The following is a 24,025-nucleotide window of genomic DNA, read 5'->3' on the forward strand; positions in this document are numbered from 1 at the left end:
AATGCCGAGAGGATTGATCTCGCCGAGGCTGCTCATGTGTGAGGAACTCCTGTTTGCGGGGATGGGTACTGTTGCGTCGCAACGTCACTGAAAGTACGGCAATTCAGACAATGCGGTGCGGAATTTACCGATAATTCACTGTCCGCGAGTCGGGCGACAGTGCAGGTAGGCGTCAGTGACTACGTCGAGAACGCGATTGCCGTCTGCATCGACCAATTTCGCTGTGATGGTGACCAATCCCCGCGCGCGATTGTCGAACACGACGTTGTCGACGGTGACCTTTCCGCTCAGGGTGTCACCGGGGCGAAGTGGACGTAGGAAGCTCACGTCGCGCATGGACTTTCCGGCGATCACGTTCCACTGGTCGTAGAGACTGTCGACCACCAACTTCTGGCAGATCGACAGGGTGTGCAGCCCGCTGGCGATCAACCCGCCGAAGACCCCGGACCCGGCGGCTTCCTTGTCGATGTGAAACCACTGGGGATCCCACTGGGTTGCGAACTCGACGATCTCCTCTTCGGTCACCGAATACGAGCCCAATGGGATCACTTGGCCGATCTCGAGATCTTCGGCGAACACTGTGCGTTGGTGAAGGGCGGCCGAATCATTCATGTCTGTGTGAATCTCCTGCGTGTTCCGGGTGTACTCGGAACATACTCCACGCAGTGCGTTCGGCTCCTTCGCAAGTCCTTGTCCAGGGTCACTAGAATCGTCACATGGTTGACGACGCGAAGATCGAGCCGAGGGCGCTGGCAGGAACGTGGCACTTCGAGCGCGACATCGTCGACCGCCTTTCCGGTTCCACCAAGCATGTCTTCGGCGAGACCACTATCTCCGACGCCGGTGACGGTCGGATGCGCTGGTACGAGAGTGGCACTCTGCGTGACGGCGATCTGGAATTGCCAGTGTTCCGCACTCTGTTCATTGCAAAGCGCGGCCTCGAATGGGCCGTGACATTCGAAGACGGCAGAGAGTTCCACGACTGGGCGCCGGGGGAGGAAGTCGAGCACCTGTGCGGTGCGGACACCTACCGCGGGCGAATCGACGTCACTGCAGTAGATGGATCGGCTTGGGCGGTCGTCTGGACCGTGACGGGGCCGAGCAAGAACTACACGATGACCACGCATCTCACCCGGCCCTGATCGCAGCGATCACCAGTTATTCGACGCCGATCGTCACCTCGGTGGACTTCACGAATACCGTTGCGGCTTGGCCTGGTTCGAGGTCGAGATCCAGTGCGGCATCGCGGGTGATCGACGAAGTCACGATCTGGTTGCCGCCGTCCAACTTCACCTTGACCGTTGCCATGACGGTGCCGAGGTTGACCTCGGTGATGGTGCCGGTGAGTTGATTTCGTGTGGACAGTCGCATCTCTGAAACTCCTGTGCTCTGGGGTGGGTGTACTTCGACCATAATCCGATGGTCGCGTATCTACCCAGCGATTCCGCAGGTGCGGACATGCGGGCACCGCAGGTGCGCGAATATTGTCGGGCGGTGGAGGTAGATTCCGGTCATGACTGAACCCGTGAAAGGCCCGGCGTCGTATTTTCCGTCGATCGAGAAGAAATACGGTCGGCCGATCGGTGAGTGGCAAGAGCTGATCAAAAGCTCAGACCTCACCAAGCACATGGAATTGGTGAATTGGTTGAAGTCGGAGCACGGGATGGGGCATGGGCACGCGAATGCACTTGTCGCCCATACGCTGAAAGAAGGTTAGTTCTTTTCAGGCGGCCGATGCGTCCAGCACCAACCAGCCGCCGTGATGCTCGAATACCTCGAACGGCACACCGGTCTGCCGGCCGACCGCACGCAGTGACTCGAGATCGAACGTACGGATGTGGCCGTGGCACGCGGTGGCTTCGTCTTCGAAGGGGACGGCTATGACGACCCGTTGACGTGCGATTCGGAGTGCCTGCGCGATCACGGCTTCGCCGACCGAGTCGTCGACGTGCTCGAGGAGATGAATTGCGGTGACGGTGTCGGCGCTGTTGTCCGGTGCCGGTACTTCACCCGCGTCGCAGATCACCGTGTCGATCGTGATGCCGAGTTCGGGGGCTACCGCGTCGAGCAGGATCATCGTTCCGGGCAGGATGTCCGTGGCGGTCACGTCCATTCCGGCGCGCGCGAGCCGCAGGGGCAGGAAACCGAAGCAGGAACCCAGATCGAGTACGGAACCGCGAACCAGTTCTTCGGCTTTGTCGTGAATCGGCGCGAAATCTGCAGTGCCGTCCAGTAGTTCGGCAAGGGAGTTCCGGTAGTAGGTGGTCCAGGATTCGAGAGCGCCGTCCACGGTGGACCGAACCAGTCCGACCATCGTCAATTCGAATTCGTCCTGACCGAACTCCGCGTCCTGGATCGACGAGGTGACTCCGGCTACGAGTCGCTCGCTCAGATCGGCGGGAGTGAGGGAGTGCCTGACGTGGAGTCGGCCGCCTCGACGATCGAGCGAGATCGGACCGGAATCGACACGTTCGACGGTGACATGCCCGAACGACCACAAGCCCGGCGTCGACGGTGCCAGTGAATCCAGGACCGGTTCGTTCGTGATGGTGGACATGATCGCCTTTCTCAGGTGGTGATGCTTCTCAGGTGGTGATGCCGGTCCGCAAGGACTGCGTACCTGTTTTCAAGAGTTCCGGTAGCTCGAGTGAATCGTCGGTGAGCCACTGTTCGTACGCCGACATGGCGACCCCGAGCAGAAGATAGCCGACCGTGCGTGGGCCGTGATCGGTCGGCTCGAGATTCATTCGGCGTGCGACGTAGTCGGCGACCACCTGCCGCCAACCTTCGTACATCACCACAGAGTATGCCTGAAGCGTCGGAACTTCGAGGATCAATTCCATCCGTTTGCGATGTACCGCAGTCTCTTCCGGCGGGAAGGTGTTGAACGTCAACAATGCGGATTCGAGTGCGTCGACCAACGGTATGTCAGCGGGCAGTGAATCCAGGTGCTCGCGCATCTCGTCGAGATGTCCGTCGAAGTCGCCCCAGGGGACGGCGTTCTTGGACGGAAAGTAGCGAAAGAAAGTCCGACGCGCGATGCCGGCGGCGTCGGCTATCTGGTCGACGCTCACCTCGTTGAAGCCGACGGTGGAGAACAGTTCGATGCCGATCGTGCTGATTCCCTCCCTCGTTGTGGAGGGGCGACGACCTATCCGAGCGGACGGTTTCTTGCGGCTACGCATACTTTTTTCGCTCCATGTGTGTCATTCTGCACTCGATGCCATTACAGTGGTGAACCGAGTCACAGTGAAGTCCCACTAGTGACCACCAACTCCCAGGTTGGAAGTCTGATCTACAGACTTCCAGACGGAGTGCGACCGCAGGAGGAATCCATGTCAGATCGTGACAACAAGGCGCTCGAGAACGACCTCGTCGAGGAGTCCCTCGTGGAGGAAGTTTCCATCGACGGCATGTGCGGCGTGTACTGACCGTGTCTGCTTTGGATCTCGATGCGGGGTGGAAACTCCACCCGCAGGTAGCGCTTCGCCCCGAACCTTTCGGGGCGTTGCTCTACCACTTCGGAACGCGCAAGCTGTCGTTCCTGAAGAACACGACCATCGTTGCGGTGGTCAAGGCGTTGCCAGACCATCCTGATGTCAGGTCCGCACTACGTGCGCAAGGCATCGAAGATGACGCGGCTCCCCAATATGCCCGCGCGCTGAGCACTCTCGCCGATTCGCACATGATCGTGCCCGTCTGAGCCAGACGCTCGCCCCCACGTGCGGAACAGCCCTTCTGCACGTTCGCCCGCTTCATTTCTTCGCGAGGACACAGCCATGACCTCAGTTCTTGAACAGCCCTCTCCGCCCGCCAAGGTGGGTCGCCTCGTCGATCAGTTCGAACTCGGACTCGACGCCCCCATCTGCCTGACGTGGGAACTCACCTACGCCTGCAACCTGTCCTGCGTGCACTGCCTTTCGTCGTCGGGTCGTCGTGACCCCAACGAGCTGAGCACCGAACAGTGCAAGTCCATCATCGACGAGCTGCAACGTATGCAGGTCTTCTACGTCAACATCGGTGGCGGCGAGCCGACGGTACGCTCCGACTTCTGGGAGCTCGTCGATTACGCAACGGACCACCAGGTTGGCGTGAAGTTCTCCACCAACGGCGTGAAGATCGACAAGAAGGTCGCGGCACGGCTTGCGGCCAGTGACTACGTCGACGTGCAGATTTCCATCGACGGTGCCACCGCTGAGGTCAATGACGCTGTGCGCGGGCCTGGTTCGTTCGCAATGGCCGAGCGGGCTCTCGCGAACCTGAAGGAAGCCGGCTTCAAGGACGCCAAGATTTCGGTGGTCGTCACGCGGCACAACGTCAGTCAGCTCGACGAGTTCAAGGCTCTCGCGGACAAGTACGACGCGACCCTGCGCATCACTCGACTGCGCCCTTCGGGTCGCGGCGCCGACGTGTGGGACGATCTGCACCCACGCCCCGAACAGCAGCGTGAGCTCTACAACTGGTTGGTGGCCAACGGCGAAGGCGTCCTGACGGGCGACTCGTTCTTCCACCTCTCCGCGTTCGGCGATGCACTGCCCGGTCTCAATCTCTGTGGCGCGGGCCGCGTCGTGTGCCTGATCGACCCGGTCGGTGACGTGTACGCATGCCCGTTCGCGATTCACGAGCAGTTCCTCGCCGGAAACATCGTGAAAGACGGTGGATTCCAGGAAGTCTGGCAGCACTCGGACCTGTTCGAGGAGCTGCGCTCGCCGCAGACCGGTGGCGCCTGCAGCAAGTGCAATCACTACGACTCCTGCCGGGGTGGCTGCATGGCAGCCAAGTTCTTCACCGGACTGCCGATGGACGGACCTGACCCCGAATGCGTCATCGGTAACGGTGAAATGGCATTGGCGTCGGCGGGAGAGGTCCCGAAGTCCAGCGTCGACCACTCCCGTTCCGGTCAACGTAAGACCCCACGTGCATCGGTGCCACTGACACTGATGATGCGTCCGCCCGCCAAGATTTGTGACGAAAACCCGCTTGCGGGAATGCAGTAACTACTGCGCGATACCGACAGTGCGGCGAAAGCTGCACCCCAGAGAGGTCAGTTCAATGGCTAAGAATGCTTTCTTCGAGACGGTGGCAGAAGCACAGCGCCGTGCGAAGAAGAGGTTGCCCAAGTCCGTGTACGCGGCGTTGGTGGCGGGATCCGAGAAAGGGCTGACGGTCGACGACAACGTCGCGGCATTCAGCGAACTGGGTTTCGCTCCTCACGCTGCGGGACTGTCGGACAAGCGCGAGATGTCCACCACCATTATGGGCCAGGACATTTCGTTGCCCGTCATGATTTCACCGACAGGTGTGCAGGCAGTGCACCCCGACGGTGAGGTAGCGGTAGCTCGTGCGGCTGCAGCACGGGGAACAGCCATCGGACTGAGTTCTTTCGCCAGCAAGTCCATCGAAGAAGTTGCCGCGGCCAACCCGCAGGTCTTCTTCCAGATGTATTGGGTCGGCAGCCGCGACGTGCTCCTGCAGCGTATGGAGCGCGCTCGCGCTGCCGGTGCCAAGGGCCTGATCATCACCACCGACTGGTCCTTCTCGTACGGTCGCGACTGGGGCAGCCCGTCAATCCCCGAAAAGATGGACCTCAAGGCGATGTTCCAGTTCGCCCCCGAGGGCATCATGCGCCCGAAGTGGTTGCTGGAGTTCGCCAAGACCGGCAAGATCCCCGATCTGACAACACCCAACCTCGCGGCTCCCGGCCAGCCGGCACCGACGTTCTTCGGCGCGTACGGCGAGTGGATGCAGACCCCGCTTCCGACGTGGGAAGACATCGCCTGGCTTCGTGAGCAGTGGGGTGGACCGTTCATGCTCAAGGGCATCATGCGCATCGACGACGCCAAGCGAGCTGTCGACGCCGGTGTCTCCGCTATCTCGGTCTCCAACCACGGTGGCAACAACCTCGACGGCACCCCGGCGCCGATCCGCGTGCTCCCGGGCATTGCCGAGGCCGTGGGCGATCAGGTGGAAGTTGTTCTCGACGGCGGCATTCGACGCGGCGGCGACGTCGTCAAGGCGCTCGCACTCGGAGCCAAGGCCGTCATGCTCGGGCGCGCCTACCTGTGGGGTCTCTCGGCAAACGGCCAGGCCGGTGTCGAGAACGTGCTCGACCTGATGCGGATGGGCATCGACTCGGGGCTGATGGGCCTTGGCCACTCGTCCATCACCGAACTGAGCCCGGCAGACCTGGTGATCCCGGAAGGCTTCACACGCTCACTGGGCGCCAGCTGAGATTGCGGTTCCGATAGAGCTGTGAGTTGACACTCGACGAACACACAACCCTGGCCGGACGCTTCGTCCGGTCCAGGGTTGTCTTCGGTCCGCATGAGACCAATCTTGCTGTGGGAAGATCACTTTCCGATCGGCACCGTGCGTACTACCAGCGCCGCGCCGAGGGTGGAGCCGGAATCGTCGTCACCGAAGTGGCCTCGGTATTGGAGAACGACTGGCCGTACGAGCGTGCACCGCTGGCGTCGGAATGCGGCCCGGGGTGGCAGTCGATCGCGGCCGCATGTGCTCCGTACGGGACGCTGGTTCTTGCCGGGCTCGGTCATACCGGCATGCAGGGATCGAGCGCATACTCCCAATCGGTGCTGTGGGGACCGTCAAGAGTGGCCGACCCGGTGACGCGTGAGTTGCCGATGGCAATGGGGCAGCCGGAAATCGACCAGTTGATGGCCGGCTTTCGTGAAGCGTCGGCAATGGCCATCGCTTCGGGAATCGACGGAGTGGAACTCGATGCCGGTCCTCGAAGCATTCTGCGGCAGTTCCTTTCGGGTCTGACCAACACTCGGCAAGACCGATACGGCACTGATCGCGTTGCCCTTGTTCGCGAGATCATCTCGGCAGTGCGCGAGGAAGTCGGGTCGGACCACGTTGTCTCCCTGCGGTTGTCCTGCGACGAGGAAGCACCATGGGCGGGACTGACACCCGATCTCGCCGCCGGTTTTGCACGCGATCTGTCGCCACTACTCGATCTCCTTGTCGTCGTTCGTGGCGGACTCTATTCGTCAGAGGGGTACCGACCCGACTTTCACTGTCCGCCGAACTTCAACCTCGATCTGTGCCGTGAGATCAAGGCCGCGGTCTCGATTCCGGTTGTCGTGCAGGGGAGCGTCGTGGACATCACCGACGCTCGTGCAGCGCTGGAAGTGGCCGAGTTCGTCGAGATGACCAGGGCCCAGATCGCGGACCCGGACCTGGTCGTGAAAGCCGCGCGCGGTGATCGTCCACGGCCGTGTGTGCTCTGCAATCAGACGTGCCTCGTGCGTGATCCTCGCAACCCGGTCGTGACGTGCGTGGGGAATCCGAGCGCGGGTTTCGAGACGGTGGACCCCGATGAGCGAGAGCAGATTTCGACACCGGGAGCCGTGCTGGTCGTGGGAGGTGGCCCCGCCGGGATGGAGGCCGCGCGGATCTCGGCGGTGGCGGGGCACTCGGTCACACTCGTCGAGAGTTCATCGCAGTTCGGCGGCATGATCCGAACTTTTGCGCGAGGTGACGGCCGCAGCCGGTTCACACTCCTCGCACAGTGGCTCGAGGACGAATGCCGTCGTAGCGGCGTGACGATGCGGACCGGGGCGGCGGTCGACGCGCAGGACCTGAGTGATGCACGTAGTCGGGGCGAGCTGGTTGTGGTTGCCACCGGTAGTGCTGCGCGGCCGCCGACGTATCCGGTCGACGACTCGGTTCGGTGGTTGGATGCGTCGGAAGCCTTCGGGAAGTTGACCACCGTGGGGCCGGGTCCGGTCGCGCTGATCGATCCGCTCGGTGGACCGATCGCGGTGGCGCTCGCAGAAGCACTCGCGGCCGAGGGCGTCTCCGTCTCGATTGTGACCCCGGACAGCATCGTCGGTTCGAGGCTCGGTGCGAGTGGGGATCTGGTCGGCGCCAACACGCGCATCCAGCAGGCCGGGGTCACCAGGGTGCTCGCGTCCCGTGTCATCGAAATCGCCTCAGGGGCCGTCTGCGTCGAGCACGTTCATACCGGCGAGTGGTCACAGCTCGAGTGTGAAGTGGTGATCGACTGCTCGCCCCGTCTGCCGAACGAAACGCTGAAGGAAGCGGCCGACATCCAGGTGGGTGACTCGGTTGCCCCGAGAACTGTTCTCGAATCCATCCGCGAAGGGCGCTTTGCAGGGTTTACTACTAGAACGAGTTTCAATTCTGCAGAGAGGGCTATCTCATGACACAGGGTTCAGTTCGTTCGCTCGAAGGTCGCGTTGCTTTCATCACCGGCGCAGCGCGCGGTCAAGGACGTGCGCACGCGGTCAAGATGGCGCGCGAGGGAGCAGCGATCATCGCAGTCGACGTGTGCGCGTCGGTGGCGTCGGACAATTCTTACGACGCAGCAACTTCCGAGGACTTTGCCGAGACGATACGTCTGGTCGAAGCGGAGGGTGGGAAGATCCTCGCCCGCGAGGTAGATGTCCGTGACGGCGCAGCGCTCACCGCGGTGGTCAAGGACGGTGTCGAGCAGTTCGGACGCCTTGACATCGTGGTCGCCAATGCCGGGGTCTGTAACTGGAATCGATTCTGGGAAATGTCGGACGAGCAGTGGGAAACCCTGATCGACATCAACCTGACCGGAGTCTGGAAAACCCTCAAGGCATCGGTGCCGGCGATCATCGAAGGTGGGCGCGGTGGATCGATCATCGTGGTCAGTTCGGTGGCCGGACTCAAGGCGCTGCCCGGACAGGCGCACTACGCGAGCGCCAAGTTCGGTCTCGTCGGTCTGACGCAGGCCGCGGCAAAGGAACTGGGGGAGTACAAGATCAGGGTCAACTCGATCCACCCTTACGGAGTAAATACGCCGATGGGGGTCGACCAGGGCGCGCTCGAGGTATTTGCAAAGTTTCCGCAGTACCTTCCCAACTTCACTCCGATCCTCTCGGACATCGCGTTCGCCGAACCCGACGAGATCGCCGATACCGTTCTGTGGCTCGCGGGTGACGGTTCACGCACCGTCACGGCAAGTCATATCGCTCTCGATCAGGGAAACTCCAAGGTCTGATGACGCCATACCCGCGCCTCTTCGCGCCACTGCGCCTGGGCAACCTGACACTCCGCAATCGGGTCGTGTTCTCCGCACACCTGACCAATTACGCGGAGAACGGGTTGCCGACGGAGCAGCACGCGAGCTACTACGAGGCGCGGGCACGGGGCGGTGCGGGTCTGATCATCACCGAGGAACACTCGACGCATCCTTCGGATCGACCGTACGAGAAGATGATTGCGGGCTATCGGCCGGAAGCGATCGAGGGATACCGGCGGATCACCGACGCCGTTCATGCGCATGGTTCGTCGATTCTCGCGCAGATCAACCACAATGGGGGTCAGGGCGCTGGAACCTATTCGCGATCGCCGCTGTTGGCGCCGAGCGCCGTTGCGGATCCGTTGTTCCGCGAGGTGCCCAAAGCTGTCGACGACGCGGACATTGCCGAGGTTCTCGCAGGGTTCGCCCTTGTTGCGCGCAACTGCGTTGCCGGTGGCTTCGACGGGGTGGAATTGCAGGCGTCGCAGTCGTCCATCGTGCGCGCGTTTCTGGCACCCTCGACCAACCTGCGCACCGATCGCTACGGCGGGGGCGTGGCGAATCGTGCTCGTTTCCTTCTCGAAGTGCTCGGGGTCCTGCGTAAGGCCATCGGCCCGGATCGTGTGCTCGGTGTGCGCCTGAGTGGATACGAAGGAACGCGGGGTGGCATCGAACTGTCCGACGCGGTAACCACCGCCCAACTGATCGAAGCTGACGGTCACGTCGACTACATCAACACCACCGTCGGAATGGCCACGGAAACACTGCATCTGGTCGAAGCATCGATGGCTGTACCCACGGGCTACGCCAACTTCGTCCCGTCTGCGATCAGGGAGGTCATCGATCTTCCAGTCGTCGGAGTCGGCCGTTTCAAGACGCCGGAGCAAGCCGAAGCTGCACTCGAGGACGGTGTATGCGATCTGGTGGGCGTAGTTCGCGGGCAGATCGCCGATCCGGATTTTGTGAACAAGGCGCGTGCCGGTCAATCGTCACAGGTGCGAACCTGCCTGTCCTGCAACCAGGAATGCGTCGGGCGGATGGGTCTGGGGCGTTGGTTGGGGTGCACCGAAAATCCGCACGCCGGTCGGGAATCGGTCCCACTGCCGATGCCGCGGCGACGGGGCCGCACGGTGGTGGTAGTTGGCGGCGGCCCGGCCGGCCTGCAAGCTGCGGCCACCGCGGCCCAGCGAGGTCATGCGGTGACGCTGTTCGAGCGTGAACGAAGACTTGGCGGACAGATTCTTACCGCCTCGGTGGTATCGGTTCGCCGTGAGCTCGCCGACCTCGTGCGAAATCTCGAATCGGAGTGTCGCCGAAGCGGTGTGACGATCGAGCTGGGTGTTGGAGCTGACCTTGCGATTGTGGAGGAACGGGCGCCCGACGTGGTCGTGATCGCAACCGGCGCGCGGCCCGTGCGCCCAACGTGGGTGGGTGGATCAGAGCGTGTCGTAAGTGTTCGAGACGTTCTCGACGGCAGGGTTCTGCCGAGCGGAATGGTGCTCGTATACGACGAGTTGGGATTCCATCAAGGTACGTCGGTGGCGGAATTCCTGGCTGATCGAGGTTGCGCTGTCACGATCGCGACCAACGGCATGGTGGTTGCCCAAGATCTGAGCGTCACCCTGGATTTCGAGGGGTGGAACCGCCGGGCGTTCGAGAAGTCGATCGTGCAACGGACGGATCTGATGGCGACTTCGGTGAGCGCTGGAGCCTCGCCGCTCGTGAGCTTGGTTCACCTTCCGACGGGTGTGGTCGAGGAAGTTGCGGTCGACTGGGTGGTCTTCGCGACACAGCAGGAACCTGTCGACGAGTTGTGGAACACCTTGCAGGGAAGTTCTTTCGAGATATTTCGCATCGGTGACGCCCTGTCCCCGAGACGTTCGCACGCAGCGGTCATCGAGGGGCATCGGGCTGCGTTGGCGATTTAAGTCGTCCGTTTTGTCTCTGGCTCTCGAAAGTATGTTCGATTAAACTTTCGGTATGAACAGTCGGGAAGCGTGGCAGCTGGATGGTGAGGGCCTCAAGAGTGAGGTTCTCGATCTGGTGCACGCCCGGCACGAGTTGCAGTCGCGGATGGTGTTGCTGATCGTGGAAATGTTTTCCCGTGAGGTTCTCGGCGGGAAGGGTTTTCGGGCGATCGCACAGTGGTTGCACGGTTCGACGAATCTGGAGATCGGTGAGTGCAGTCTGCTGGTCGGGTTGGCGCGGTTGTTGATGCTCGAACCTGTTGTGGCGGATGCGTTTCACCGGGGTGACGTGGATGCGTTGAAAGCACGGCAGGTGGCGTCGTTTTGTCAGCATCCACCCAAGAACATGACCCTGGCGGATGTGGACAAGGCCCGCGGGATTCTGCTTCGGTTGGCGTCGAAGAACATCGCGGATTGTGATGCGGTGCGGGCAGCGATTCGGCGGATCGAGAAGCAGTACGGCAAGCGTGAGGACGGTGTTCCGGTCGGCGAGGATTCGGAGCGCAACGAGTTCTACGCCTCGAAAGGCTTGTACGGCAGAGTGACTGTGAAGGGTGATCTGGATGCTGTGAACGGGGCGCGGTTGATCACGTTGTTGTCGAGTTTGTCGGCGCCGACGCCTGAGAAGGACGGCGTGAAGGACACGCGTACTCCTGCGCTGCGACGTGCGGACGGGTTTTGCGAGTTGTTGCGCCGGTACGAGCGGGCGGGGTTGGGTCCGATCGAGGGCGGGGTGAAACCGCACATCACGATCACTGCGTCGGCGAAAGACATGACGGATCTGCAGGCCTTGAAGGACTTGCTGCCGTCCACGGAGGAACTCGGGTTTGCGTGGACGGATTGGGTGGGTCCGATCAGTATCGACACTGCCCGGATGTTGGCGTGCGACTGCACCGTGACGCGGATTTTGTTGGATGAGAATGGTGTTCCGCTCGAGTGCGGTAAGGAAGCGAGAACGGCGACGGTTCCGCAGCGGCGGGCGTTGGCGGTTCGGGATGGTGGGTGTGCGTTTCCGGGGTGCGGGACGCCGTCGGGGTGGTGCGATGCTCATCATATTGTTCACTGGAATGATGGTGGCCCAACAGATCTCGACAACCTGATCTTGTTGTGCGGTCATCATCATCGGACGCTGCATCATACGGAGTGGCGGGTGGAGATCGGCCCGGATCGGAAGACGGTGTTCTATCCACCGATGTCGGTTGATCCGTATCAGCATCCGATCGGTGGGAACAGCCCACCCACAGCGGCCTGAACGGGCATATTTGAAAATGGCAGCGTGTGTACCGGGGACGAGGCATGCCCCGGGGCACACGCATGCTGTGTTTCGGGGTGGTAGAGCCGGGGTCAGGCATGAACGATGAAACGCAAGGGACCATTCTGGGATGTGGTCAATGGGCATTCCCGCCCTCTCCGGCAGCGACATACTCGGTTGGACACTTCGCGCGATAGATCCTGAGTCCTCGACGTTCGAAGTGGGATTCACTCATGATCCCGCATTCTTGGTCCCGCATTCTTGGTCCCGCATCGGTAGCCACTCTCGAACCCGACCAGTTCGCGCGGACAGCGTCGTTGCATGTTCAATTCCCCGAGCATGCCCTCCCCGGCGCATACATCGGGCGTGGCCGTGTCGTGAGACGTGGTGTATCCCTCGCTTTTCTTGCAGGAGAACTTCTGACCGAAACCGGAACTGCCGTCGCAACAGTTAATGCCACCACCACAATCCGATCGATTCGGGTGGAGCCGAGTGCTTGAGGAGCTGTGCACAATACGATCGGGGGATGAGTTCTCCGCGTGACCTTGCTGCCATCCCGAGTCCTGCGCTCGAAGGCACTGCGCTCACCGTCGTGGTCCCGGTCGGTTCTTTCGAACAACACGGACCGCACCTGCCTCTCGATACCGACACCCGGATCGCGAGAGCAGTCGCACAGGCTCTGCCCGACGTTGTCGTGGCCCCGGCCATCGAATACGGGGCGAGCGGCGAACACGAAGGGTTTGCCGGCACGATTTCGATCGGTGCCGAGGCTATGGAAACCCTCGTCGTCGAATACGGAAGGTCGGCGTTCAGATGGACGAAGCGGGCGCTGTTCGTCAACGGCCACGGCGGAAATGGTCCCGCGCTGGCCAAAGCTGTGGCACTTCTTCGATACGAGGGACGTGACGCCGCTTGGGTGCCGTGCGCTGTTGCGGGTGCCGATGCGCACGCGGGACACACTGAAACGAGCCTATTGCTGCACCTTTCGCCCGATTTGGTGCACATGAGCCTTGCTGAGACAGGAAATTTGTCTCCTATCGCGGACCTGATGCCAGGAATGCGTTCGGGCGGTATGGTCGCTGTGTCGCAAAACGGCGTTCTCGGCAATCCAGTCGGGGCTACCGCCGAAGACGGCGCATACATCTTCGGTGAGTTGGTAGGACGCGTGACGGATGGACTGGCCCGGTGGGAGCCTGGTCCAGATGGGAGGCTTCGGTGACGACCACGACCGAGTGGGGGCGGACGGTCCACCTGCGACGGCTTTCGAGGCTGCGACGAGTTGCAGCACGACGGGCTACGTCCCTTACGATCATCTGATGCGACCAGCAAGACTCCCCGACGGCTTCGGCATTCGGTTGGACCCCAAGGTGCGCACGTACTCGGGCGGCCGGGTGCTCATCGGCGGCTCTCCGACACGGATGCTCAAGCTGGCTCCGACGGCTGCGGCGATGATCGGTGACGGCTTCCTCGAGGTGGTCGACCAGCAGAGCGCTGCGGTTGCTCGTCACCTTCTCGATTCAGGCGTCGCGAATCCTCGTCCGATGTCGACACCGTCTGCGGCAGATGTCACCGTCGTGATTCCGGTCAAGGACAACCAGGCCGGCGTCGAACGCCTACTGCCCGTCCTCAAGGATCTGACCGTCATCGTTGTCGACGACGGTTCGGAAGTGCCGGTGGAGCCCCGTCGCGCCTGCCCGGGCACCGGAACCATCACAGTGGTGCGGCACGAGAGCGCCCGCGGACCCTCGGCAGCGAGAAACTCGGGATTGCGTTCGGCCCAAACACGTTTCGTAGCTTTCCTCGACTCCGACGTCATACCGCGTGCCGGTTGGCTCGAGTTGATGTTGGGCCACTTCAGCGATCCAGGGGTTGCCCTTGTTGCGCCCCGCATCGTCGCCCTCGATCCGTACGGGACGGCGCTGGCGCGGTACGAGAACATGCGATCGTCTCTCGACCTCGGACGCAAAGAAGCTGCGGTGAAGTCGGGAAGTCCGGTCGCCTATGTTCCCAGCGCGGCCGTGATCGTCCGGCGCGACGTGGCGCTCGAATGCAACGGTTTCGACGAGAGTCTCGAAGTGGCCGAGGACGTCGATTTCTGCTGGCGACTGCAGGCTGCGGGTTGGCGATTGAGGTACGAACCGGTTGCGCATGTCGCCCACGATCATCGAGTTCAGTTCGACAAGTGGTTCGCCAGGAGAGCGTTCTACGGCACGGGCGCGGCGCCGTTGGCTGCAAGACACGAGGGTTCGGTTCCGCCGATGGCGATGTCGTTCTCGACGCTCTTCGCGTGCATCGCCGCCGCAACACTGACCCGTTCCGGTCTTGCGAGTGCGCTGGGCGCTCTGCTCTTCACGGTGTATCGCCTGCGAAAGATGTTCAACGGGCTGAGTCAGCCCACCCGGATCGCAGCGATCCTCACTGCGCAGGGGTTTGTCGGAGGATTCTGGCAACTCGCCTCGGCGATGTGTCGTCACTACTGGCCGGTGACTCTTCTGGCGGTGATCGCTTCCCGTCGAATTCGGCGACTGGCCGTCGCTGCGGCAGTCACCGAAGGTTTGGTGGACTGGTATCGCCACCGTGAGCCAGGCGGGCTGGGTCCGGTTCGGTACGTCTTCTTCAAACGAGCAGATGACATCGCGTATGGAGCCGGACTCTGGCGGGGCGCGTTCGACGCCCGTGACTGGGCGGCGCTGAAACCTCGAATCACCAAGTGACAGAAGCCGACTACGCAGATTTCCTGGTTGTCGGTGGTGGCACGTGTGGCTGCGTCGTCGCAGCCAGGCTCAGTGAAGATCCATCCGCCACGGTGATGCTCCTCGAATCGGGAAGCGGATATCGTTCGGCGCTCGAACTTCCGGACGTCCTGGGTGATCCGTACCGACTGCCGGTCGGACCTGCGAGCGAATACACGTGGACGTATCCGGTCGAACTGACACCGCGTCGGGCGTCCACGATTGCGCGCGGGCGGACGCTCGGTGGGTCCGGGGCCGTCAACGGTGCGTACTTCACGCGCGCGACCCGCGCAGATTTCGAGAACTGGCCGAGTGCTTGGCGATACGACGACGTCTTGCCGTACTTCAAGAAGTCTGAGACTGATCGTGATTTCGAGGGCGAGTTCCACGGGACCGCCGGTCCGATCCCGGTCGAGCGTCGAGCGTGGGACCAACTGCATCCACTGAGCGGTGAGTTTCATGCGGCAGCGCTCGGAGCAGGCTTTCCCGACGACGTCGACAAGAATGCGCCGGACTCGTTCGGCGTCGGCCGAGTGCCACTGAACGTGGCGGATCATCGTCGGATCAGTACTGCGATCGGGTATCTGATGCCGGCATTGCACCGCCCGAATTTGCGGGTGGAATCCGGAGTGAACGTCATTCGCATCGTATTCTCGGGAACCCGTGCGATCGGCGTCGACGTTCTCGACGACGGCAACGTCCGACGCATTCGTGCCGACCACGTGATCGTGTGTTCGGGTGCGGTGGCGACGCCGCACATTCTCTTGAATTCCGGTGTTGGTCCGGCGGAACAACTTGCAGAGCAAGGAGTTTCCGTCATTCTCGATCGGCCTGGCGTCGGCCAGAACTTCGTCGACCATCCGGAAGTGCTGCTGCCGTACCATTTTTCGACGCCTCGTGCGATTCGCTCGCAGACACCGGTGCTGGAGACTGCGCTCAATCTCGCCGAGCTTGAAATCCGTCCGTACACCGCATCTTTCACAGACTTGGTTCCCGGTGTGCCTCGCATGGATCACGGCGTCGGGGTGGTCCTCATGGCGCCGCGAAGTCGGGGGAGCATCGAACTGGCATCGGGGGATCCCGCTGGGGCACCGCGTATTCGATACAACTACGTCGCGTCGACGCACGATCGAGCAGCCATTCGGGAAGGAATGCAGATCGCCGAGAACCTTCTCGAGTCGATCGCCGAGACCGGGTTGATCGATCGCCCCGTCGTGGAGTACACAGACGAGTGGATCGAATCTCGCCTCGGTACGTCCTTGCACATGTCCGGTAGCTGCGTGATGGGCGCCGAATCGGACCCGTTCGCAGTCGTCGATGATCGGTGCCGTGTGATCGGCGCGCAAGGACTCAGTATTGTTGACACGTCAATCCTGCCGACGATCCCGACCCGCGGCCCACACGCGACCGCGGTGATGGTCGCGGAACGAGCAAGCGCCGTCCTGCTCGGTGACGAGTGACCGCGAGGGGCAGCAGGCTAGGTCGACAGTCATACCGAATGGTCGTTCTCGCCTATGGGCTGTGATCGGCGTTACAGTGGTCCACGGAGCGGAGGAACGCAAAATATGGCACGTGAACAGGCTGTGTCCGGCAACCCGTGGGTGGCGGTCAGGCCAGGGGATGACGTCGCGTTACTCGCGCGGCGACTTTCGTCTGCCCATCAGTCGTTCATCGATGCCCGCGGCGTGCCCGGCCAAGGGCTGACCGACGACTCCCATGTCCGTTCGGTCGTGCTCGAGTCCTGGATGCGGAGCCGCAACAAGGGAGTAAATCCTGATGTTGTCGGCAACCCTGAGATGCTCGAAGGGTTGGAACTCGAAAAATATCGGTCCGCGCATCCCATGTCACTGATCCGTCCGGTGATTCGGAAACTCCTGGTGGAAGATGCTGCCGAGACCGGATTGCTGATCGCGATCAGCGACGCACACGGTCGACTGCTCTGGGTCGAGGGTGACAACTCGGCCAAGGACAAGGCGTTGTCCATGAACTTCGTCGAAGGCGCCGACTGGAGCGAAGATCGTGTCGGCACCAATGCGCCGGGAACGGCGCTTGCTCTCGATCACTCCGTACAGATTTTCGGATCCGAGCATTTCAACCGAACCGTGCATGACTGGAGTTGTTCGGCCGCACCCGTCCACGATCCCACCACTGGGCAAATCCTTGGTGCCATCGACATCACCGGTGGTCCCAGGGTCGCAGTTCCCGAAGTGCTGTCGCTGATCCGTGCAACTGTTGCGGCCGCCGAATCGGAATTGCGATTCCACCTCTTGAACTCGCCTATCCCGCTCAGCGCGACGGCTCCGCGCCTCGAAACATTCGGTGCCGGACGGCCGACGCTGGTTCGCGGCGGTGACCGCATCCCGATTTCGCAGCGTCACGCCGAGATTCTCCTTCTGCTCTCCGAACATCCGGAGGGTCTGAGCTCCGACCACCTTGCGGTCCTGCTCGACGAGGGGGAGCTCGACGCAGTGACCATTCGCGCGGAAATGTCGCGGCTTCGTAAGGTTTTCGGTGCCGACCGGCTGGCTTCGCGTCCTTATCGGATCATCACGGAGTTCACGACAGACGTCGGCGACGTGCGGGCGGCGTTGGATCGCGGAGACGCAGCGACGGCGATGAAACTGTATTCGGGCCCGGTACTGGCAGGCTCGGCCTCCCCGGGAATCGAAGAGGTGCGGGAGGAACTACGCACCAGGGTTCAGGCGGCTCTGCTGCGTGGAGGTGATGCCAACCTTCTGGCCCGGTGGACCACGTCCGTACACGGGCGCGAAGACTCCGTCGTGTGGGAGGCCTACCTGTCCACGTTGGATCCTCAATCTCCGCTGTATTCGCAGGTCCAGGCAAGAATTGATCTCCTCGACCGCCAATTGGGCATCTGAGAATCATCTGCGTTTCTCGCACGCAACGTACTTGCAACGTTGCAACTCCTAGTGTTGTGAATCACACCCCACCGGGGGGTGGGATTGCAGTCACCGATTTGGTGGGTGCGCCCAGGAAGATCACGTTTACATAGGAGCTTGCAATGACCGTGTACGCCCGCCCAGGTACCGCCGACGCGATCATGTCCTTCCAGTCTCGATACGACAACTGGATCGGCAACGAATGGGTTGCTCCGGTCAAGGGTCAGTACTTCGAGAACCCGACACCGGTGACCGGACAGAATTTCTGTGATGTGGCTCGTTCCACCGCAGAAGACATCGAGCTCGCTCTCGACGCAGCGCACGCAGCAGCTCCGGCCTGGGGCAAGACCTCGGTCGCCGAGCGCGCGATCATCTTGAACAAGATCGCTGATCGTATGGAGGAGAACCTCGAATCCATCGCACTCGCCGAGTCGTGGGACAACGGCAAGCCGATCCGCGAGACCCTCAACGCCGACATTCCGCTCGCCATCGATCACTTCCGTTACTTCGCGGGAGCTATTCGCGCACAGGAAGGTTCGCTTTCGGAGATCAACTCCGACACTGTGGCGTACCACTTCCACGAGCCGCTCGGCGTAGTCGGCCAGATCATTCCGTGGAACTTCCCGATCCTCATGGCCGTGTGGAAGCTCGCACCCGCCCTCGCTGCCGGCAATGCCATCGTGCTCAAGCCTGCCGAGCAGACACCCGTCTCGATCCTGCACCTCATCGGCATCATCGGTGACCTGCTGCCTGCCGGTGTGCTCAACATCGTCAACGGCTTCGGCGTCGAGGCCGGAAAGCCGCTCGCGTCGAGCCCGCGTATCAAGAAGATCGCGTTCACCGGTGAAACCACCACAGGTCGCCTGATCATGCAGTACGCGTCGCAGAACCTCATCCCCGTAACCCTCGAACTCGGTGGCAAGAGCCCCAACATCTTCTTCTCCGACGTCCTCGCCTCCAACGACGACTACCAGGACAAGGCACTCGAGGGCTTCACGATGTTCGCCCTCAACCAGGGCGAGGTCTGCACCTGCCCGTCACGTTCGCTGATCCAGGAAGACATCTTCGACGAGTTCCTCGCGATGGCCGCCATTCGCACCAAGGCTGTGCGCCAAGGGGATCCGCTCGACACCGACACCATGATCGGTGCCCAGGCCAGCAACGATCAGCTCGAGAAGATCCTCTCGTACATCGAGATCGGCAAGGCCGAAGGCGCCAAGGTCATCACCGGTGGTGAGCGGGCCGAACTCGGCGGAGACCTGTCCGGCGGCTACTACGTCCAGCCGACGGTGTTCACCGGCAACAACAAGATGCGCATCTTCCAGGAAGAGATCTTCGGACCCGTCGTCTCGGTCACCTCGTTCAAGGACTACGACGAGGCCATCGAAATCGCCAACGACACGCTCTACGGTTTGGGCGCCGGTGTCTGGTCCCGCGACGGCGGAGTTGCGTACCGCGCAGGCCGCGACATCCAGGCCGGTCGCGTCTGGACCAACACGTACCACCAGTACCCGGCACACGCCGCTTTCGGTGGATACAAGCAGTCCGGCATCGGCCGCGAGAACCACCTGATGATGCTCTCGCACTACCAGCAGACCAAGAACCTCCTGGTCAGCTACGCCCAGAAGGCTCAGGGCTTCTTCTGATCGACCCACCGGCACCCGTGAGCCCCTCGCTGCGGGTGCCGGTGCGCAAGACTGCAACACGCGAAACCTGCACAAACACACGGAGGTTGGAATGAGCGCCACGGACACACCCGATACCGGCGCCGTTCCACCCCGGTTGGTGACCACCGCTGGGGCGGCTGACCTGCTACGCCGCCTCAGCGGGACTCACGGCGAACTGATGATGCATCAATCCGGCGGATGCTGCGACGGCTCGGCCCCGATGTGTTATCCCTCAGGCGAATTCATCGTCGGGGACCGTGACGTACTACTCGGAATCGTCGATCTCCGACTTGCGGTCGGAGAGATTCCCGAAGACCTTCCCACCGGAACCGACGCTGTACAGGTCTGGATTTCCGGATCACAGTTCGAAGCCTGGAAGCACACCCAGTTGGTGCTGGACGTCGTGCCCGGCCGCGGCAGCGGATTCAGCCTGGAGTCTCCTGAAGGATTCAGATTCCTCAGTCGAGCAAGGGCATTCACACCGGACGAAAACGAAGCACTCGGCGCGTCGAGCATTCTCGTAGGCGCTGATTGGGAAGCGGGCGTGCGTCCTTCGCCCCCGACGGTTCCCCAGGTCGTCGCCGAGGCCGTCGATGCCTGCCCGGTGCCGGGCGCGGCCGCCCGATCCTGAGAACGGCCGCCTGAAGAAGATCTGAACAGACTCGGGGCCACTCACATGACAGCCAGTTAACAGCACGGTCATCTCCAGGCGACCTTCTCCGTACATCGCCCACATACCGTTCATTTCACGCGACGCATCCACCGTGCGTCGTCTCATTCTTGACCGATTCAGAGGATGGACATGTCTCTTTCCGACCACGCAACCGGCAAAAACGCCGGTGCCGCGGGTGCACACCACGACGGCGCAGACTTCCATGCGGAAGACAATTCGTATCTGGAGAAACGAACACTCCGAAAGGGAACAGCAGGGTGGGTGCTGCTTGCGGGGTTGGGTGTCAGCTATGTGATTTCCGGTGACTACGCCGGCTGGAACAACGGTCTGGCCGAAGGTGGTTTCGGTGGCCTTCTCATCGCGGCCGTCGTCATCGCGGGGATGTACCTGGCGATGGTGCTCGGTATGGCCGAGATGTCGTCGGCACTTCCTGCCGCTGGTGGTGGATACACGTTTGCCAGACGGGCCATGGGGCCCTGGGGTGGATTTGCCACCGGCACAGCAATTCTCATCGAGTACTCGATCGCGCCCGCAGCGATCGCGACCTTCATCGGTGCGTACGTCGAGTCCCTGAACCTGTTCGGGATCACCGACGGGTGGTGGGTGTACCTCGCGGTGTACGCGATCTTCATCGGCATTCACCTCACCGGCGCCGGTGAGGCACTCAAGGCGATGTTCATCATCACCGCCATTGCACTCGTCGGCCTGGTCGTGTTCGCGGTTTCGGCTGTCGGCCTTTTCGATTCGTCCAACCTCACCGATATCGCCGTCGACACCAGCGCAGTCGGATCGTCGTCGTTCCTGCCATTCGGTCTGCTCGGAATCTGGGCCGCCGTGCCCTTCGCGATCTGGTTCTTCCTTGCCGTCGAAGGTGTGCCGCTGGCCGCAGAGGAAGCGCGTGAGCCGGAGAAGAACGTCCCCCGCGGCATCATCATCAGCATGTTGATCCTGATCGTCACAGGCGCAACGGTTCTCTTCCTCGCCACCGGTGCGCTCGGCGCCGACGCCCTGTCCACCTCCGGAAATCCGCTCGTCGAGGCGCTGGGGGACAGCGGAGCGGCAAAGGCCGTCAACTACATCGGACTTGCCGGTCTGGTCGCGAGCTTCTTCTCGATCATGTACGCCTACTCACGTCAGACGTTCGCGCTCTCCCGCGCCGGCTACCTGCCGAAGAACCTGTCGGTGACCAACAAGCGCAAGGCCCCCACTCTCGCGCTCGTCGTTCCCGGAATCATCGGCTTCGCGCTCTCACTCACCGGTGAAGGTGCCATGTTGCTCAACATGGCGGTGTTCGGCGCGGCAGTCAGTTACGTCCTGATGATGGTGAGTCACATCGTTCTTCGTAAGCGTGAGCCGAACATGCCGCGCCCGTACCGCACGCCCGGCGGTATCGCCACCACCTCGTTTGCGCTCGTGATCGCGGCAGTGTCGGTGGTGGCCACCTTCCTGGTCGATCCCGTCGCGGCATTGCTGACGTTGGTTGCCTTCGGAGTTCTGATGGCGTACTTCGGTCTCTACAGTCGTCACCACCTTGTTGCCAACTCGCCGGACGAGGAGTTTGCTGTACTTGCACAGGCGGAAGAAGAATTGGGATGAGTCGCGGGATGGCCAAGTATCACCAGCAGGTATCCGGAACCAACTACTCGTTCGACGGTCTCGTCGATCTGATGGCAAAAGCGACACCACTGCGGTCGGGTGACGAACTAGCCGGTTGCGCGGCAAGCTCCGACGCCGAACGTGCTGCTGCCCAATGGGTTCTGGCTGATCTTCCGTTGACGGTGTTCCTCGAAGATCTGTTGGTTCCGTACGAGGACGACGAGGTGACCCGGCTCATCATCGACAGCCACGATCGCCTCGCATTTGCGCCAGTGGCCCACCTGACTGTTGGCGGATTACGGGACTGGCTGCTCGAGACTGCGTCGGCGCCGGAAGCTTCAGCACGCTTGTCCGCCGTGAGTCCCGGTCTGACCCCCGAGATGGTTGCCGCGGTCAGCAAGATCATGCGCAATCAGGACCTGATCGCCGTCGCCAAGGCCATCACGGTCACCGCGGGGTTCCGCACTACCATCGGACTGCCTGGACGGCTGAGCACCCGACTCCAGCCAAACCACCCGACGGACGATCCACGCGGCATTGCGGCGGCCACATTGGACGGTCTCCTGATGGGATGTGGCGACGCCGTCATCGGCATCAACCCCGCGACGGATTCACCCCAGGCCACCTCGGATCTGCTCCACCTGCTCGACGACATCCGTCAGCGATTCGAGATCCCGACTCAGTCGTGCGTGCTCTCTCACGTGACCACCACGATCGGACTGATCGAATCGGGGGTGCCGGTCGATCTTGTCTTCCAATCGATTGCCGGTACCGAAGGCGCCAATTCCGGTTTCGGAGTGAACATTCCGCTACTGCGCGAGGGAAACGAGGCCGGACGCTCCTTGAACCGCGGAACGGTCGGCAACAACGTCATGTACCTCGAGACAGGGCAGGGGTCCGCCCTCAGTTCAGGTGCCCACTACGGCACCGGCGGAGTTCCGGTCGATCAGCAGACACTCGAGACCAGGGCATACGCCGTGGCCCGAGATCTCGAGCCGCTGCTGGTCAACACGGTGGTCGGTTTCATCGGTCCCGAGTACCTCTACGACGGCAAGCAGATCATTCGCGCGGGCTTGGAAGATCACTTCTGCGGAAAACTCCTCGGGCTGCCGATGGGAGTGGACGTCTGCTACACCAACCACGCCGAAGCCGATCAAGACGACATGGACAACCTCCTCACCTTGCTGGGCGTCGCCGGCGCGGCGTTCGTGATCGCGGTGCCCGGCGCCGACGACGTGATGCTCGGCTATCAAAGTCTGGCGTTCCACGACGCGCTGTATGTGCGTAAGGTCCTCGGTTTGCAGCCCGCCCCGGAGTTCGAGATCTGGCTCCACAACTTGGGGATGACCGACGCAAACGGTCGGGTTCTCCCGATCGACGCCGAAATGTCGCCGCTGAGGGCTTTGACGGTGAACTCATGACCGAAGATCAGGCACCGATCCTCGATTTCTGGGGTCCACTGCGCAAGACCACACAATCGCGTATCGGGCTGGGGCGTGCCGGAGATTCGTTGCCCACCAAGCGGGTTCTCGAATTCAAGGCAGCTCACGCCGCAGCCCGCGACGCAGTGCACGAGCCACTCGATTCCGAGACTCTCGCCAGTCGGGTCGACGGGGTGGGTATCGGGGCACCGGTGGTAGTCGCGAGCAGCGTCTCCACTCGCAGCGAGTATCTCCGGAGACCCGACCTGGGTCGCCAGCCTGCTGACCTGAGCGCGATCAAGAGCTCCGACAAGGAAATCGGGTTCATCCTCGCCGACGGACTCTCCCCGCGAGCACTGATGGACCACGGCGAGCAACTACTGTCCGCGTTGGTCACGGTGTTGGGGGAGCGGTACTCGATTGCGCCGCCGGTGATCGCCACGAATGCCCGTGTGGCACTGGGTGATCACATCGCCGCCGCGATGGGAGTGCAGACGGCGATCGTCCTGATCGGCGAACGTCCAGGGCTCTCCGTTGCGGACAGCGTCGGGATCTATCTGACTCACCTTCCGCGCGTCGGTCGTACCGACGCGGATCGAAACTGCATTTCCAATGTCCACCCACCCGAGGGCCTCGGATACGAGCAGGCTGCTCGTGTCGTTCTGGGGTTGGTGACGGGAGCGCGCCAATTGGGCCGCTCCGGCGTCGACCTCAAGGACACCTCTCGCGCCGACGCCGTTGCGTCGGGAGAAGTGCTGACGCTCGATTAGTTGACACCTGCAC

General features: G+C 62.1%; 23 protein-coding genes. 19 read left to right on the forward strand and 4 right to left on the reverse strand.

Translation table 11 applies throughout. The features are described 5' to 3' along the window. Positions 1–135: 135 nt before the first annotated feature. Positions 136–612, reverse strand: a complete 477-nt coding sequence (locus RA302_RS08980; protein ID WP_019744257.1) for a MaoC/PaaZ C-terminal domain-containing protein — start codon at positions 610–612, stop codon at positions 136–138. A 104-nt stretch (positions 613–716) separates the two neighbouring features. Between RA302_RS08980 and RA302_RS08985 the strand changes: the two genes are divergently transcribed. Further along, positions 717–1,142, forward strand: coding sequence for a DUF6314 family protein (locus tag RA302_RS08985; RefSeq protein WP_019744256.1), 426 nt, complete (start codon positions 717–719; stop codon positions 1,140–1,142). 16 nt (positions 1,143–1,158) lie between these two features. On the opposite strand, the gene RA302_RS08990 is transcribed toward RA302_RS08985, so the two are convergent. Continuing rightward, positions 1,159–1,371: a TOBE domain-containing protein gene (locus RA302_RS08990; RefSeq protein ID WP_003942061.1), complete on the reverse strand. Its 213-nt coding sequence runs from the start codon at positions 1,369–1,371 to the stop codon at positions 1,159–1,161. 142 nt (positions 1,372–1,513) lie between these two features. On the opposite strand from RA302_RS08990, the gene RA302_RS08995 reads away from it, so the two are divergent. Continuing rightward, positions 1,514–1,717 carry a DUF4287 domain-containing protein gene (locus RA302_RS08995; protein WP_019744255.1) on the forward strand — a complete coding sequence of 68 codons (204 nt, stop codon included), beginning with the start codon at positions 1,514–1,516 and terminating at the stop codon, positions 1,715–1,717. Between the two features lie 6 nt (positions 1,718–1,723). On the opposite strand, the gene mftM is transcribed toward RA302_RS08995, so the two are convergent. Both mftM and mftR read right to left on the reverse strand, forming a co-directional pair. Next, the gene (mftM, locus tag RA302_RS09000) at positions 1,724–2,557 is read right to left on the reverse strand and encodes a mycofactocin oligosaccharide methyltransferase MftM (protein WP_019744254.1); all 834 of its coding nucleotides are present in this window, start codon (positions 2,555–2,557) and stop codon (positions 1,724–1,726) included. Between the two features lie 28 nt (positions 2,558–2,585). Next, positions 2,586–3,185: a mycofactocin system transcriptional regulator gene (mftR, locus tag RA302_RS09005; RefSeq protein WP_019744253.1), complete on the reverse strand. Its 600-nt coding sequence runs from the start codon at positions 3,183–3,185 to the stop codon at positions 2,586–2,588. Positions 3,186–3,335: 150 nt separating this feature from the next. On the opposite strand from mftR, the gene mftA reads away from it, so the two are divergent. From mftA to eutC, 17 genes are all read left to right on the forward strand, one after another. Further along, positions 3,336–3,431 (forward strand): mycofactocin precursor MftA, encoded by a 96-nt coding sequence (gene mftA / locus RA302_RS09010; protein ID WP_063836238.1) that lies wholly within the window; start codon positions 3,336–3,338, stop codon positions 3,429–3,431. Beyond that, positions 3,416–3,703: a mycofactocin biosynthesis chaperone MftB gene (mftB, locus tag RA302_RS09015; RefSeq protein WP_007728309.1), complete on the forward strand. Its 288-nt coding sequence runs from the start codon at positions 3,416–3,418 to the stop codon at positions 3,701–3,703. The genes mftA and mftB overlap by 16 nt, the downstream gene beginning before the upstream one ends. 76 nt (positions 3,704–3,779) lie before the next feature. Beyond that, positions 3,780–4,997, forward strand: a complete 1,218-nt coding sequence (gene mftC / locus RA302_RS09020; RefSeq protein ID WP_003942089.1) for a mycofactocin radical SAM maturase — start codon at positions 3,780–3,782, stop codon at positions 4,995–4,997. A 55-nt stretch (positions 4,998–5,052) separates the two neighbouring features. Continuing rightward, positions 5,053–6,231, forward strand: a complete 1,179-nt coding sequence (gene mftD / locus RA302_RS09025; RefSeq protein ID WP_020906858.1) for a pre-mycofactocin synthase MftD — start codon at positions 5,053–5,055, stop codon at positions 6,229–6,231. 26 nt (positions 6,232–6,257) lie between these two features. Further along, positions 6,258–8,189 carry a mycofactocin system FadH/OYE family oxidoreductase 1 gene (locus tag RA302_RS09030; RefSeq protein ID WP_338480256.1) on the forward strand — a complete coding sequence of 644 codons (1,932 nt, stop codon included), beginning with the start codon at positions 6,258–6,260 and terminating at the stop codon, positions 8,187–8,189. After that, entirely contained in the window at positions 8,186–9,013 is an 828-nt protein-coding gene (locus RA302_RS09035) for a mycofactocin-coupled SDR family oxidoreductase (protein ID WP_003941966.1), read from the forward strand. The genes RA302_RS09030 and RA302_RS09035 overlap by 4 nt, the downstream gene beginning before the upstream one ends. Then, positions 9,013–10,962 carry a mycofactocin system FadH/OYE family oxidoreductase 2 gene (locus RA302_RS09040; RefSeq protein WP_338480258.1) on the forward strand — a complete coding sequence of 650 codons (1,950 nt, stop codon included), beginning with the start codon at positions 9,013–9,015 and terminating at the stop codon, positions 10,960–10,962. The genes RA302_RS09035 and RA302_RS09040 overlap by 1 nt, the downstream gene beginning before the upstream one ends. Before the next feature lie 52 nt (positions 10,963–11,014). Then, positions 11,015–12,253 (forward strand): DUF222 domain-containing protein, encoded by a 1,239-nt coding sequence (locus RA302_RS09045; protein WP_338480260.1) that lies wholly within the window; start codon positions 11,015–11,017, stop codon positions 12,251–12,253. Between the two features lie 526 nt (positions 12,254–12,779). Then, on the forward strand, positions 12,780–13,472 hold the full coding sequence (gene mftE, locus RA302_RS09050) for a mycofactocin biosynthesis peptidyl-dipeptidase MftE (protein WP_338480262.1): 693 nt from the start codon (positions 12,780–12,782) through the stop codon (positions 13,470–13,472). Positions 13,473–13,569: 97 nt separating this feature from the next. Further along, positions 13,570–14,967: a mycofactocin biosynthesis glycosyltransferase MftF gene (gene mftF / locus RA302_RS09055; RefSeq protein WP_020906864.1), complete on the forward strand. Its 1,398-nt coding sequence runs from the start codon at positions 13,570–13,572 to the stop codon at positions 14,965–14,967. Next, entirely contained in the window at positions 14,964–16,445 is a 1,482-nt protein-coding gene (gene mftG, locus RA302_RS09060; protein WP_338480265.1) for a mycofactocin system GMC family oxidoreductase MftG, read from the forward strand. The genes mftF and mftG overlap by 4 nt, the downstream gene beginning before the upstream one ends. A 105-nt stretch (positions 16,446–16,550) precedes the next feature. Continuing rightward, positions 16,551–17,864 (forward strand): helix-turn-helix domain-containing protein, encoded by a 1,314-nt coding sequence (locus RA302_RS09065; protein ID WP_019744245.1) that lies wholly within the window; start codon positions 16,551–16,553, stop codon positions 17,862–17,864. Positions 17,865–18,007: 143 nt separating this feature from the next. Further along, entirely contained in the window at positions 18,008–19,531 is a 1,524-nt protein-coding gene (adh, locus tag RA302_RS09070; protein ID WP_007730158.1) for an aldehyde dehydrogenase, read from the forward strand. 91 nt (positions 19,532–19,622) lie between these two features. Next, positions 19,623–20,183, forward strand: coding sequence for a DUF779 domain-containing protein (locus RA302_RS09075; protein WP_019744244.1), 561 nt, complete (start codon positions 19,623–19,625; stop codon positions 20,181–20,183). A gap of 165 nt (positions 20,184–20,348) precedes the next feature. Next, positions 20,349–21,821, forward strand: a complete 1,473-nt coding sequence (gene eat / locus RA302_RS09080; RefSeq protein WP_003941913.1) for an ethanolamine permease — start codon at positions 20,349–20,351, stop codon at positions 21,819–21,821. Next, positions 21,818–23,242 (forward strand): ethanolamine ammonia-lyase subunit EutB, encoded by a 1,425-nt coding sequence (locus RA302_RS09085; RefSeq protein ID WP_338480270.1) that lies wholly within the window; start codon positions 21,818–21,820, stop codon positions 23,240–23,242. The genes eat and RA302_RS09085 overlap by 4 nt, the downstream gene beginning before the upstream one ends. Then, positions 23,239–24,012 (forward strand): ethanolamine ammonia-lyase subunit EutC, encoded by a 774-nt coding sequence (gene eutC, locus RA302_RS09090; protein ID WP_019744242.1) that lies wholly within the window; start codon positions 23,239–23,241, stop codon positions 24,010–24,012. The genes RA302_RS09085 and eutC overlap by 4 nt, the downstream gene beginning before the upstream one ends. Positions 24,013–24,025 lie beyond the last annotated feature (13 nt).

The organism is Rhodococcus sp. DN22 (assembly GCF_036669995.1).
Classification (GTDB): Bacteria; Actinomycetota; Actinomycetes; order Mycobacteriales; family Mycobacteriaceae; genus Rhodococcus_F; species Rhodococcus_F erythropolis.